This is a genomic window from Corynebacterium sp. HMSC075F02, assembly GCF_001838335.1.
GTDB classification, from domain to species: Bacteria; Actinomycetota; Actinomycetes; order Mycobacteriales; family Mycobacteriaceae; genus Corynebacterium; species Corynebacterium jeikeium_D.
In genome coordinates, this window is the sequence record NZ_KV836308.1 from 121,990 (window position 1) to 135,049 (window position 13,060).

Here is a 13,060-nt window from a genome sequence, read left to right on the forward strand (position 1 = left end):
TCCACGGTTGGTTATGTGACTGGTTATGTGAGTCTGGAAAACTTACATACAATCGCCGCTGTAACTGCTTTATGGCCTGCGGCTGGTGCATATGATTCACGCATTGGGAGTGCTTGCGCATGGCTACAGGCAGGAAAAGTTCAGCCAATTTTAAGCAACTACTAAAAAGGGATAAAGATTATCCTATAGGGGGTTGCTTCGATAGAATTGGCTCCAACTAAGATGTGCAAGCGATACACGGTTCGAGGCATGGACACTCGATTCGTGGGTGATTGCACGGTTAATTCTGAAATAGATATCGCAGCTTGAATTCGAAACCGGGAAAGGGTTTTCATGGCCTTTGATGTGCCTACAACCAGGGGTGCTTACTCGTCGCTTTCCGACGGGTGGACATACCTCAATGCGGGTCAACGCACCCAGGTGCCCGAACGTGTCCAGGCTGCGATGATCTCTGCATTTCGCAATGCACAGAAGTCCCTTCCAGGTGAGACTGGGGCGGGGGCTCATGGTCAGTCGCGTAGCTCGGGCGTTCCCGCTGCAGCGGAACTGACCGCCAGTGCGCGCCGGGCTTTTGCAGACCTCACTGGCGGTCCGGTCGCCGGTGTGGTGTTGGGATCTTCGCGTGAGGTGCTCATGGAGCAGTTCACGTCCGCAATGAGTCGACGCTTGACTCTCGGCTCTAACCTGGTGATTTCTCGCATCGGTTCGCAGGTCGTACACGCACCACTACGCCGGGCAGCCAATCTCTACGGGGCTCAAGTCCGCATTGCTGAGGCCGACTTGTCCTCGGGTACGTTGCCCTCCTGGCAGTTCGACGAACTTGTAGACGAGAGCACTCGCCTCGTTGTCGTCCCGGCCGCGGATCCGTTCGTTGGCACCATCGCGCCGGTAGCTGACATTTCTCGGCGGGTGCATGAGCACTCCAACGCCTGGGTGTTGGTCGATGCCTCGGATATTGTTGCCTACCGCGACGTGTCGATGAGCAAGCTGGGCGCCGACATCATGCTGGTTGACGCCTCCGTGCTGGGCGGGCCTGAGGTCGCAGCTTTGGTGTTCAGGGATCCCGAGATGTTCGAGCGCATGACGTCGTTAAGCTATGTGCCGAATGCGCGCGGCGTCGAGCGGATTGAGGTTTCCCCGGTGTCGCCGGCACTGCTCGGTGGGGTGTCGGAATCGGTGCTGCACCTGGCATCGCTGGATAGCACGGCGAGGGGGTCGCGTAGGCACCGCATTGAAACGGCGATGCCGCAGGTTTCTCGCTACTTGACGACGTTGTCGGAGCGCCTGATTGCGGCGCTGATGACCCTGCCGCGGGTGTACATCATCGGCATGGATACCGAAGATGATTCTTTCGCGAGTGTGTCGCGGGCACAGCACATTCCGCGTGTTAGCTTCCTCGTCGATGGAGTGTCGGCGAAGGTGGTCGTGGACAGGCTGCTGGATAATGGCCTGGTGACCAGCATTGTTGATGCATACGAATCGCCACTGCTGGAGGCCATGGGCATCGCTGAGGCTGGAGGTGCCGTGGGGGTCGGTCTCCAGCCGTTCAATACGCCGCACGATATTGACCAGCTCGTGCGCGCAGTTGCCTCGCTCGGTTAACTAGGCGGTCAGCTAACTAGACGGTCAGCACAATCTTGCCGCTGACCGCGCCACTGTCGAGCAGTTCGTGGGCCTTGGCTGCGTCACGCATATCCATGACCTCATGAATTTGAGGGGTGACGGTGCCGTCGGCAAGCATTGGCCAGATGGTGTCCTCTGTGGCGTTGACGATGCGAGCCTTGTCAGCGAGATCGCGGTAGCGCAGGCCGGTGGCGGTGATGGAGCCGCGCTTGCTCAGCAGGCGGCCGATGTTGAGCTCGCCCTTAACGCCTCCCTGCATGCCGATGATGACCAGGTGGCCGTCCTTCGCCAGGGCCTTGACGTTTCGGTCGAGGTACTTTGCGCCCATGATGTCCAGAATGACATTGGCGCCACCCTCAGCTGCAACGATCTCCTCGAAGTCCTCTTCCTTGTAATTGATGAGGATGTCGGCGCCGAGCTCCTTGCACTTAGCCAGCTTCTCCGCTGAACCGGCGGTGACTGCGACGCGAGCACCGAGCCGCTTGGCCATCTGAATAGCGAAAGTGCCGATGCCGCCCGCGCCACCGTGGACCAGCAGTAGGTCGCCTTCCTTGAGGCCGGCAATCATCACGACATTCGAGAACACCGTGCAGGCAACCTCGACGATGGATGCGGCCTCGGTGAAGGAGTAGCCATGTGGCAGGGGGAGAATCTGGCCGGCCGGGACTGCGACCTTTTCGGCGTAAGCGCCACCGGAGAGAAGGCAGCAGACCTCGTCGCCGACTTTCCAGCCCTGGGAGTCGCCCTTGACCTCTTCAATGACACCTGCGCACTCCAGGCCGAGGGTGTCGGTTACGCCTTTTGGCGGCGGGTAGTGGCCAGCGGCCTGCAGCAGGTCAGCACGGTTTACGCCAGCGGCCTTGACCTTGACCAGCACCTGCCCATCCTCGAGAGTCGGTTCCGGAGCATCGGCCCATTCCAGGGCGCGGGGGTTGGAAAGATCAGTCTGAATGATTGCCTTCATAGTCTTCAAAGGTAATGCAAAAACTGGTTATGCACGCGGTATTTCAAGCTCTTTTGCAATTAGCAAAAATAGTTATGTCTGTAGAGGTGGATGCTTGGGGTGTGGTGTGGGATGAGAAGGCTAGCGAAAGGTGCTGGCAAGGGGTGTTATGAGGGCGTTTGCTGCCTCACGGCGGTATGCGGTTATGATGTTGGCGTTGGAAGTATGGCAGAGCGGCCGAATGCACTGGTCTTGAAAACCAGCGAGGGTCACACCTCCGGGGGTTCAAATCCCCCTGCTTCCGCAGATAGAAACCCTCGGTAGATGTTCTACCGAGGGTTTCTTCATTTCTCTTAAAAGTTGGCGTATGTGCTGAGGTCAGCGACGGATAGTCGGACCTTTGGGAGGCTTTCGTGGTTAACCCCGTTATGGGGTGGTCGGACGGGCATGTAATTGGGCTCTTTGGATACCCCTGAACAGCGTTACAGGGGGCAAGCTGGGGTGTTTTGTCGCGGGATGGAAAATGGGGGCAATTTTGGCAGCGGTGAGGAACAGCCATTTCAGGGCAGTGCGTATTTCTATAGTTAAAAGTATTCCAGCCGGCCCAAACCTGTAATGCATGTGCGGACATGTGACTGGTGTGACTGCTGTGGCGACATGGTTTTCGATTTTTAGGTTGATGTTCGAAAAATGGCTACTTGTTGCCGCCGTCGATAGGTGTCGTATTAACTATCGCCAAGTGAACCGCACGCCGATGCATCACGCGTGCATTCCTGCTGGAGAACCGCCATGTTGGCCTACTCCGACCACAAGTCTTCGCATCGTTAAAAGGAGCCCGTGACAGATGGCAACTCGCACCGTACGTAACCGCAGCATTGCTCGCATTGCTGCACTCTCTCTAGCCGCAGGTATGACCTTTGCGGGATTCGGTAATACTGCACATGCTCAGGACCTGCTGAGCGTTGATTCCATCACTCAGACTGTCACCGACGCCATTGGTGAAGTCACCGGTACTGGTTCCTCCAGCGCGACGCATAGCTGGAAGAACTCCAATGTGACGCGATCCGTTGAGGTCAATGGTGTCGCGGGTGCCGTCGTCAAGCCTGGCGATGTCGTGACCTTTACTCTGACCTACACGGACAACAATCCGAAACTGTTTAAGTCCTACATTCAGCGCATGACCGATGTCATTCCGAACGGCCTGCAGTACGTGGCCAACTCGGCGACGTACAAGGTCGGCAGCGATGACTGGGCGGATCCGAACGAGTCGGATAAGTGGCTGGAAATCGTTAACAACGGTGCGGTGGAGTTTAAGGCCGGCACCATCTTTCAGGCATGGGGCTCCCCGACCACGTCGACTGTGAGTTTCAAGTGGCAGTACCGCGTCACGGACGCGATTGCCGACGGTGCGTTGAATACGGGAACCGAAATCCACTTCAACCCAGGCGACAAGGTGGAGAAGCTGCATGACATGGGGCCGAAGCTCACTGTGAAGCGGGAGGCGCCGGCTCCGGGTATTCCGGGTGTTCCGGGTGGCTCGCTGGGCTCCCCGAGCCTGCAGTCGCCGGGCTTCCAGTCCCCGGGGCTGCCGTCGCCGGGCATTAACCGCTAAGTAGTTTCCATCTGCGCACTTTCATCTCGATAGTTCTCAGGTCTCACAGAAAGCTTCTCAACATGTACAACGCACACGCCCAGACCACTAAGGCCTCTCGTCCGCGACGTCGCTCCCGTACCGCCATTGCCGCAGTTACCCTCGCAGCTGGCTTGACCTTCGGTTTCGGCGCTCCTGCCATGGCGCAGTCCCCGGGTCTGCCCTCGCCGAGTCTGAACTCGCCAGGACTTAATTCGCCTGGTCTGACTCTGCCGGGCTCGAGCGCCCCGAAGGTGAAGCTCGGCACTGTCGGTGGCCCGATTTGGTCTGCTGATGTTTACTCGCAGATTATCCGCGGTAAGGAGGCCCGACCGGGTGACGAGGTCACCATCCGTATTGAGGTCGTCGGCGTCAATGGCGAAGGCAAACTGCGGGGAATCGGCCACAACATCCCGGCTGACTTTGAGCTCGTTCGTGTGACTCGCCAGTCGCAGGACAATATCCTCGGCGGCGGTATTTACACGCTGAAGGAGGGGGAGTACGTCAACACCGAGCGCAACGGTAATCGTCAGGTGCGCCTGTCCTGGACGGAGGGCGGCTTCCTCGGTGCCTTCAAGGACAACCCGACTGTCAGCAGTTCGAAGTCTGTCTCCGTTGACTTCACGTACAGGGCTCCGGACTACGAAGGTGAGTTCGACAACGGCGGCTACGCCAACTTGGGCGCGGCTTTTAACCCGACCGCGAACTGGGTCGTTGGCGGCGAAAAGGTAGTCGTGAACAAGAATGCGAAGCCGTCGTGGTGGCCGTTCTAACGACTGTTCTAGGTCGCGATTAGCGGCAGTTCTCCAGGGATGAGTAAAAACTTCCCCAGATAGAGAGCGAATTACAGAACGTAAACCCCCGGTCGCATGCGGTCGGGGGTTTCGTGTGTCCGAAATCTGCCACAGGTAATTTTGCGGAGGTAATTTAATTGCTCCGACCAACGTGTACTGTGGCCTGAAACAATACGGGCAAATTGCCAAAACCGGTAAGCTCGGTCTTGCTGTAATACAAACCCAGCGTCATGCTGGCGGACGGTATTGAGGAAAAGGTCGAACAATGGCAACGAATCGGAGCAACCACTCGGACGACTCGTTCGGTGAGTGGAGCATAAATCCGGGCACGTCAGATGATCAACCCTCCGCTGATACGCCGGCAAATGCGTGGAGCGCTGTGGATGGGTCACAGTGGGAGCAGCCTGAGGGGCAAACGCAGTATCTGCAGCAGCAGTATTCACAGTCCCAGCAGCCTGAACCATACCGCCCCGCCCCCTATGTTCCAGGTCCGCAAGCTGGTCCGGCTGCTGCGCCGAGCAATGACAACAAGGGGCTGACCATCGCGGTTATTGTCCTGGCGCTCGTTGCGGTCGCTCTCTTCGTCGGCGCAATGGCTTTCTTCTACTTCTCCGATTCGAAGGGAGTGAATTCGGCCGGCAGCAACTCGCCCCAGTCGGTTCAGTCAGCTAGTGCTGAGGATTTTTCCACGTCGTCGACCGCTGAGCAGAAGCGTCGCGCTGAAGGGTTCCAGCCGCCATCGAACTGGCGTCACTGCTCCGGCTCGGGCGATCCGGGTGATTTGAACTTGGTATATGCAGAAGATGTCGGTGGTAACACTACGACCTGTCAGTTTGCCACCAACGTGCGCAATTCCTTCGTTGAGCAGTACCAACTTACGAAGAAGCTCAACGGTACAGTCACCGCTAGCAGCCCAACAACTGGCAAGACATACAGCATGACCTGCCGCGATAACGGTGAGGTTGTCACTTGCACCGGCGGTACGAATGCGACGGTGCACATTGTCTAAACGTCTCCGAGTAGCTCTGGCCGCAACCGCCGTCGTCACGCTCGGCCTTAGCGCCTGCACCATCGGCACCGACTCGGCGGACATGCCGTCGCCGACGCTGTCCAATCCGCTTGACGACGGCCCCGGCGGAGCATCCTCCGACGGGAAAGTTGTGCCCGGTGAGATGCCTCGCGAAGTTGTCGAGGCAGTGAAGTCCGCGCAAAAGGAACTCGGTGGTCTGGCCGGCGCCGCTCTGGCAACGCCGGATAAAGATTCCGAAGTGGTTTCCACGGGCGACTTCAAAACGGGTCCGGCCTGGTCTACCTCCAAGGTGCCGATTGCGGTGGCTTATGTGCGCGAATCGGGCGTGGATTCCCTGGTCGAATCCGCAATCACGGTTTCCGATAACGATGCGGCTGAGTCCATGTGGTACTCCCTGGGCGATGACGCGACCGCGGGCGCGACCACCGACGAGATTCTCCGAGAGGGCCACGACACCCGCACCGTCATGGGCACTGACCGCATCCGTGCGGAATACACCGTCTTCGGGCAGACGCAGTGGGATTTGCGCGACCAGGCTATTTTCGGCGCCAATTTGCAGTGCATCGAGGCGGGCCCAAAGGTCGCTGACCTCATGGGACAGATTGCCGACGAGCAGTCCTACGGCCTCGGACGCATCCGCGGTGCCCACTTCAAGGGTGGGTGGGGCCCAGATGATGAAGGTGTCTACCTTGTGCGACAGTTCGGCTATCTGCCGGGCAAGAAGCCGGGCACCTTCGTTGGTGTCGCTATCGCAGCCCAGCCTGACGACGGCACCTATGAGACCGGCCAGCAAATGCTTGACCGCATCGCAAAGGCGATTGAGCGCAGCGGTGGCGCGACCACCGGCCGCGCCGGTAGCTGCTAGCTGAGCGATAGCTGTTAGCGCTCAATTCCTAGCGCAGCCAGCAGCTGCGAGGTCTCTTCCTCAGTAGTGATGGTGATGCGAGCACCTTCGCCGGCAAAGCAGCGGATGAGAATGTTGCGCTGCGCCAGGAAGTCACCGAGATCCGTGGTGGTGGCCACCGAGACGTCGTCAAGCAAAGAGAGATTCGCGATCCGCCCCTCGTCAATCCAAATGAAGTTGGCCTGCGAGTTCGGCAGCACCGTCTCGCGGCCGGTGGCGGCGTTGATGGCCTCTGTGACGGCGACGCGCTGTGCGCGGACCTCAGCAATGCGGGCGGTGAGCTCTTCCTGTGCGTCGAGCGAGGTGAGCGCGGCAATCTGCGCGAGAGTGTTTACGGAGAAGGGGATAGCGACCTTATTCACGGCCTCCACAAGCTTCTCCGGGCCGAACATGTAGCCCACACGAAGCCCGGCCAAACCGTAGACCTTGGAGAATGTGCGCAAACCGACCAGGTTGGGGTAGGTATCCAGCAGCTCATGCGCCAACGGGGTAGCGGCATGAGTGGCCTCGTCCACCAGCTCGATGTACGCCTCGTCGAGAGCGACCACAACATCGCCCGGAACCTGCGCCATAAACTCCGCGAAAGCCGCGAGAGTGATGGTCGTGCCCGTCGGGTTATTGGGATTACAGACGAAAACCAGGCGTGTGCGGCCGGTGATAGCGGCAGCCATTGCCGAAAGATCATTGCGACCCTGCGCATCCAGCGGCACCGGCACCGGAGTAGCCCCGGCGACGCGAGCGAGAATGGGGTAGGCCTCGAAGCTGCGCCACGGGAACACGACCTCATCCCCATCCTCACAGGTGGCCTGCACGAGCTGCAGGCACAGAGCGGAGGAGCCGCAGCCGACCGCGACCTGCTCCATGGGCAGACCCAGGTGCTCGCCGAGCTTAATGCGCAGGTCAACCGCGCCCATGTCCGGGTAGCGGTTCGGGCTGGTGGTTGGGTCAGCGATGGTCTGTGAGATGGCCTCCACCACCGAGGGCAGTGGCGGTTGGGTCATTTCATTGGACGCGATCTTCAGCGCGCCGGGCACAGCCTTGCCCGGGACATAGGCCGGAACCTGCTCGAGGTCGGCGCGGGTTTTGGGCTGAACTGAAGATGCATCGTTGGTCATAGGCCTAACTGTAGAACATGGCCCGGATTGGGCAGTACAGAATCCCCGCAAAATCCCAAGGTGTGGTCGCTATTTGTGGCGCCGTATTTGGTGGCTCCGCGGGTGTTTTGCTTTTCAATTCTTGTGTTCTGTAGGATTGGCTGCGGTTATTTGGTCTCGTCCACGCAATGGCGAACAGCTTTGCTGAAGCGGGATCGATGCCAGTGGTTTTGGAGGCGTGCCAGAGCGGCCGAATGGGGCTCCCTGCTAAGGAGTTGCCTGTCTTGCGACGGGCCGGAGGTTCGAATCCTCTCGCCTCCGCCACACGCGCCCGTAGCTCAACGGATAGAGCATCTGACTACGGATCAGAAGGTTAGGGGTTCGAATCCCTTCGGGCGCACCATGTAGACCCGCACCTTGTAGGTGCGGGGCTTTTTGTTTTTATTACCTGGCAGTGCAGCGCGAGCCGGGGCATTGCGGGGCGGGGCAGCGCGGTCCTTCACTTGTGGCCAGGGTTCGGTCACTTATCGATGGTTTCTCGTGGCCTGTCGATGGTTTTGCGCCACTTATGCGCGCGCTGTGGGTGCTACGTGTGCACTTGTCGATGCGCTGTTCACTTGTGGCCAGGCTATAGCGAATCGATAGGTGAACTATGCATCGATAAGACAACGAACCAGCTCCCTTGCTCCAGCAACGCGCAGCAACAGGTAGCAAAGCGCAGCAACAGGCACCAACCCGGACCTGCCGACCGACTCGCCACCTCCCTGAGCCGCCACGGCCGTACCTCCAACACCCCCGCGCAGCCTTTGCCCGGCTGAATCCGATTAGCCTGGCCTTGTACTTGGTCAATCGGGGCTTCCGCCCCGCGCCGCCTCGCGCCGCCTCGCACGCCGGGGGACATTTTCCTATCCTGAACAGTTGCAATAGACTTAGACCCCGGTTGCCCTCCCCGTATTTCGATAGGAGCCTTGATGGACGCCCGTCTAGCCGTTCGCCGTAAGCCCGAGTTCCGCAATGAGGAAGCTACGCTGCTGTCCTCGATCGGCCAGGACGGCGAGGTGGCAATCTACTATCTCTACGATGCTTTCGATGCGACGGAGGAGGATCTTGTCGCGCTGCGTGAGTCGGTAGTTGCTGATTCGCGTGTCGACGAGCTGGTCGAGCTCCCGGCCCCCGCCGAGCTGGGGAACTACCTTGCTGTCGAGCCGCTGCCTGGCCAGTACGACCAGCGTGCCGATGCCGCCGAGCAGGCCCTGCGCCTGCTCCGCCCGGAAACGCAGGCGCAGATCACCTCGGCAACGCTGTATGTTTTCGATGCTCCGGTGAATGACGCCGTGCGCTCCTTCCTCATCAACCCGGTCGAATCGGGGGAGAAGAACCTGAGCGTCCTGCGCCGTCCGAGCATGGGCGAGATTGAGCCGCTGAAGGAGTACCCGGGCTTCACCGAGCTGGATGACGAAGGCCTGGCCGAGCTGCTCGCAGCCGACGGCATGGCCATGTCGCTGGCCGACCTGAAGACCATCCAGGATTACTTCCGCTCCGAGGGCCGCACCCCGACCGAGGTAGAGCTGTCCGCGCTGGATACCTACTGGTCGGACCACTGCCGCCACACCACCTTCAACACCGAGCTGACCTCCATCGAGAACAACGAGCCGCGCTTTGCCGCACAGCTCGACCGCGCGCTGCGTCGCTACGACGAGCTGCGTGAGCTCAACGGTCGCACGCACAAGCCACGCTCCTTGATGGACATGGGCACCATCATGGGCCGCGAACTGCGTCGCACGGGTGTCATGGATGACCAGGAAGTCTCCGAAGAAATCAACGCCTGCTCCGTCTACGTCGACGTCGAGGGCGATGACCGCAAGTGGCTCCTCATGTTCAAGAACGAGACCCACAACCACCCGACCGAGATCGAGCCATTCGGTGGTGCCTCGACCTGTCTCGGTGGCGCAATCCGCGACCCGCTGTCGGGTCGCTCGTGGGTCTACCAGGCCATGCGTCTATCTGGCGCAGGTGACATCAACACTCCGCGCGAGCAGACCCTCGAGGGCAAGCTGCCGCAGCGCGATATTTCCTCCCGCGCCGCAGCCGGCTACTCCTCCTACGGCAACCAGATCGGTCTGGCCACCACTGGTGTGCGCGAGCTGGTCCACCCGGGATACGTCGCTAAGCGAATGGAACTCGGTGCCGTCGTCGCCGCTGCCCCGGCAGACAACGTCAAGCGCCTCGAACCTGCGCCGGGCGATGTGGTGATCATGCTCGGTGGCCGCACCGGCCGTGACGGTGTCGGCGGTGCGACTGGCTCGTCCAAGGCTCACGATGAGGACTCGCTGGGCCGTTCCGGTGCCGAGGTGCAGAAGGGTAACCCGGTCAACGAGCGCAAGATTCAGCGCCTGTTCCGCCGCGAGGACGTCACCACCAAGATTGTCCGCTGTAATGACTTTGGTGCAGGTGGCGTGTCCGTTGCGGTCGGTGAGCTGGCTGACTCCATCGACATTCACCTCGAGCGCGTGCCGCTGAAGTACGCCGGTCTGAATGCCCGCGAAATCGCGATTTCCGAGTCTCAGGAGCGCATGGCGCTGGTCGTGCGCCCGGAGGACGCCGACTTCATCATCGCCGCCGCTGCCGAAGAGAACATCGAGGCCGTCGCGCTGGCAGACATCACCGACACCGGTCGGCTGCGCATGTTCATGGGCGGCGAGGTCGTCTTCGACCTCTCCCGTGAGTTCATCGACACCAACGGCGCCGACCGCGCCCAGAACGTCGAGATGGTTGCTGCGGAGGGCGGCGTCGTAAAGCAGGCTCCGACGAGCGTACTGGAGTCGCTGCGTGCGGCGACGGCGGGCTCCCAGGAGGGCATGATCGAGCAGTTCGACTCGACCGTCGGCCGCTCCACCGTGCTCATGCCGTACGGCGGTGCGACGCAGAAGACCGACGAGCAGGCGTCGATCCAGACGCTGCCGGTCGATGGCGGCACGAGCACCGCGTCCATCATGACCTGGGGTTACTCGCCATCGCTTGCCGACGAGTCCCCGTACCTCATGGGTTCCTACTCCGTCGTGGAGGCACTGGCTAAGCTCGCAGCGGCCGGTGGCGATCCGCGCGGTGCCTGGCTGAGTGTGCAGGAGTACTTCCAGCGCCTGGACCAGGATCCGCAGCGCTGGGGCGAGGTTGCGCAGGCTCTGCTCGGCCTGCTCGAGGCTCAGGACGGCTTCCAGGTTGCGGCCATTGGCGGTAAGGACTCCATGTCCGGCACCTACGGCGAGGACCTGCACGTGCCGGCGACCCTGGTGACCTTCGCAGTTGCCGCGATGGACGAGACCGACGCTGTCTCTGCTGCAATCCCGGCAGGTAACTTCGACCTCTACCTGTTTGCGCACAAGCCGCTCGAGTCCGGGGAGCCGAACTACGAGCAGCTCAACGCACTATTTGCTGCTGTGCGCGAGCTGCGGCCGGCTGCGGCCTCGGCTGTTACTAACGCGGATCTGGCTGCGACCCTGGTCAACATGGCTGTGGGCAATGGCGTGGGCCTGGAGGTATCCCTCCCGGAGGCTCCGCTGGGCTCCATCGTTGTGGCTGTTCCGGCTGGTCAGGATGTTGAGGGTGCTGTTGAGGGTGCTGTGAAGATCGGTGCCACCGACGAGTCGGGCACGCTGCGCTTCGGTGAGGAGTCCTTCACTGTCGCCGAGGCTCTGGAGGCAATGGAGTCCGGTTACCGTGAGGTCTTCCCGCTCAATGACTACGAGGGCGAGGCCCTGCCGGAGTTCGCTAACCAGGTCAGCGAGACCAAGACTGACCTGCAGAGCCCGGGCAAGAAGGATGTCCACGTGTTGCTGCCGGTCTTCCCGGGTACCAACTCCGAGTACGACATGGCCGAGGCATTCGTCGCTGCTGGCGCTACCTACGAGTTCCACGTAATCCGCAACCTGACCCCGGCAATGCTGGCGGAGGACACGAAGGCGTTCATCGAGAAGCTTCAGGACTCCGACATCCTGGCATTCTCCGGTGGCTTCTCCCTGGGTGATGAGCCGGACGGATCCGCCAAGTTCATCGCCGCGTTCCTGCGTTCCGACGATGTCGCAGCCGCCGTCAAGGAGTTCGTGGCCGACAACGGTCTTGTGCTCGGTATTTGTAACGGTTTCCAGGCGCTGGTCAAGTCCGGCTTCCTGCCGTACGGCGACCCTGCGCAGCTCCGCGAGGACTCGCCGACCCTGGCCCACAACCGCCAGCTGCGTCACGTTTCCCGCATCGCTACTACTCGCGTCGCGACCGTGAATTCCCCGTGGCTGCGTGGTTTCGAGCCAGGCCAGACCCACCTCATGCCGGTTTCTCACGGTGAGGGCCGTTTCGTGGTTTCCGAGGACGAGGCCCGCCGCCTGTTCGAGGCCGGTCAGGTCGCTTTCCAGTACGTCGATGCCGACGGCGATGCCGAGGGCGTGCCGACGATGACAGCGCCAGCCAACCCGAACGGTTCCTCCTACGCCATTGAGGGCATTGTCAGTGCTGACGGCAGGATTCTGGGCAAGATGGGCCACCCGGAGCGTTTCCGCGAAGGCCTGATGCGCAACATTCCGGGCATTGGTGAGCAGGACATCTTTGGCAACGCTGTCCGCTGGGTCCGCGGCGAGTAGTTCCTCGGTTTCTTCGTTACCTCGGTCAGGGGTACCTCGGTCGGTCCTGTTCGGATAGGCCGGGGTAACCGCTACGAAACCTGTTGTTAATGTGCAACGAATATGTACTTGAATAAGTGCCGAAAAGGTTGCTTGAACAGGCGATTTTGTAAAACTTAGCAGGATGAGTAAAGTATCTATTCGTTGCAGGGGCCGAGGGGATTACCCCAGAGTCGCTGAATAACAACAAAATGCGCCCGTAGCTCAACGGATAGAGCATCTGACTACGGATCAGAAGGTTAGGGGTTCGAATCCCTTCGGGCGCACAATGCAGACCCGCGCCGATAAGGTGCGGGTCTTTTTGTCTGCCTGACTTATCGATGGTTTTCTGGCGGGTTAGGGTTAAGTAAAGAAAAGTGTGTCTTTTCCGGG

8 protein-coding genes and 4 tRNA genes are annotated in these 13,060 nt (G+C 60.5%); 10 read left to right on the forward strand and 2 right to left on the reverse strand.

Annotation, left to right across the window (positions count from 1 at the left end; genetic code table 11):
* The first annotated feature begins 333 nt into the window (after positions 1 to 333).
* Positions 334 to 1,602 (forward strand): aminotransferase class V-fold PLP-dependent enzyme, encoded by a 1,269-nt coding sequence (locus HMPREF2920_RS03660; protein ID WP_070549347.1) that lies wholly within the window; start codon positions 334 to 336, stop codon positions 1,600 to 1,602.
* Between the two features lie 16 nt (positions 1,603 to 1,618).
* Here HMPREF2920_RS03660 and HMPREF2920_RS03665 read toward each other — a convergent pair whose 3' ends face one another.
* The gene (locus HMPREF2920_RS03665) at positions 1,619 to 2,587 is read right to left on the reverse strand and encodes an NAD(P)H-quinone oxidoreductase (RefSeq protein ID WP_048732059.1); all 969 of its coding nucleotides are present in this window, start codon (positions 2,585 to 2,587) and stop codon (positions 1,619 to 1,621) included.
* Positions 2,588 to 2,785: 198 nt separating this feature from the next.
* On the opposite strand from HMPREF2920_RS03665, the gene HMPREF2920_RS03670 reads away from it, so the two are divergent.
* The 5 genes from HMPREF2920_RS03670 to HMPREF2920_RS03690 all read left to right on the forward strand — a co-directional run bounded on the left by HMPREF2920_RS03670 (position 2,786) and on the right by HMPREF2920_RS03690 (position 6,885).
* Positions 2,786 to 2,870 (forward strand) — tRNA-Ser (locus HMPREF2920_RS03670).
* Between the two features lie 540 nt (positions 2,871 to 3,410).
* Positions 3,411 to 4,178: a DUF11 domain-containing protein gene (locus tag HMPREF2920_RS03675; protein WP_049189775.1), complete on the forward strand. Its 768-nt coding sequence runs from the start codon at positions 3,411 to 3,413 to the stop codon at positions 4,176 to 4,178.
* A 62-nt stretch (positions 4,179 to 4,240) separates the two neighbouring features.
* Complete coding sequence (locus tag HMPREF2920_RS03680) at positions 4,241 to 4,969, forward strand: hypothetical protein (RefSeq protein WP_049189774.1); 729 nt, start codon at positions 4,241 to 4,243, stop codon at positions 4,967 to 4,969.
* A gap of 286 nt (positions 4,970 to 5,255) precedes the next feature.
* A complete protein-coding gene (locus HMPREF2920_RS03685; protein WP_070854019.1) occupies positions 5,256 to 5,999 on the forward strand; it encodes a hypothetical protein in 744 nt (247 codons plus the stop codon).
* Positions 5,992 to 6,885, forward strand: coding sequence for a hypothetical protein (locus HMPREF2920_RS03690; RefSeq protein WP_246821100.1), 894 nt, complete (start codon positions 5,992 to 5,994; stop codon positions 6,883 to 6,885). The genes HMPREF2920_RS03685 and HMPREF2920_RS03690 overlap by 8 nt, the downstream gene beginning before the upstream one ends.
* A gap of 14 nt (positions 6,886 to 6,899) precedes the next feature.
* On the opposite strand, the gene HMPREF2920_RS03695 is transcribed toward HMPREF2920_RS03690, so the two are convergent.
* A complete protein-coding gene (locus HMPREF2920_RS03695; RefSeq protein ID WP_049189771.1) occupies positions 6,900 to 8,039 on the reverse strand; it encodes a histidinol-phosphate transaminase in 1,140 nt (379 codons plus the stop codon).
* A 211-nt stretch (positions 8,040 to 8,250) separates the two neighbouring features.
* Here HMPREF2920_RS03695 and HMPREF2920_RS03700 point away from each other — a divergent pair.
* From HMPREF2920_RS03700 to HMPREF2920_RS03715, 4 genes are all read left to right on the forward strand, one after another.
* Positions 8,251 to 8,342, forward strand: a tRNA-Ser gene (locus HMPREF2920_RS03700).
* A 3-nt stretch (positions 8,343 to 8,345) separates the two neighbouring features.
* A tRNA-Arg gene (locus HMPREF2920_RS03705) sits at positions 8,346 to 8,421 on the forward strand.
* Positions 8,422 to 8,989: 568 nt separating this feature from the next.
* A complete protein-coding gene (locus tag HMPREF2920_RS03710; protein ID WP_070854021.1) occupies positions 8,990 to 12,649 on the forward strand; it encodes a phosphoribosylformylglycinamidine synthase in 3,660 nt (1,219 codons plus the stop codon).
* A gap of 232 nt (positions 12,650 to 12,881) precedes the next feature.
* Positions 12,882 to 12,954 (forward strand) — tRNA-Arg (locus tag HMPREF2920_RS03715).
* Positions 12,955 to 13,060: the final 106 nt, after the last annotated feature.

Excerpts from the sequence above, each read along its gene's own strand:
- HMPREF2920_RS03660 (WP_070549347.1), top strand. The coding sequence starts at position 334 with ATGGCCTTTGATGTGCCTACAACCAGGGGTGCTTACTCGTCGCTTTCC.
- HMPREF2920_RS03665 (WP_048732059.1), bottom strand. The coding sequence starts at position 2,587 with ATGAAGGCAATCATTCAGACTGATCTTTCCAACCCCCGCGCCCTGGAA.
- HMPREF2920_RS03675 (WP_049189775.1), top strand. The coding sequence starts at position 3,411 with ATGGCAACTCGCACCGTACGTAACCGCAGCATTGCTCGCATTGCTGCA.
- HMPREF2920_RS03680 (WP_049189774.1), top strand. The coding sequence starts at position 4,241 with ATGTACAACGCACACGCCCAGACCACTAAGGCCTCTCGTCCGCGACGT.
- HMPREF2920_RS03685 (WP_070854019.1), top strand. The coding sequence starts at position 5,256 with ATGGCAACGAATCGGAGCAACCACTCGGACGACTCGTTCGGTGAGTGG.
- HMPREF2920_RS03695 (WP_049189771.1), bottom strand. The coding sequence starts at position 8,039 with ATGACCAACGATGCATCTTCAGTTCAGCCCAAAACCCGCGCCGACCTC.
- HMPREF2920_RS03710 (WP_070854021.1), top strand. The coding sequence starts at position 8,990 with ATGGACGCCCGTCTAGCCGTTCGCCGTAAGCCCGAGTTCCGCAATGAG.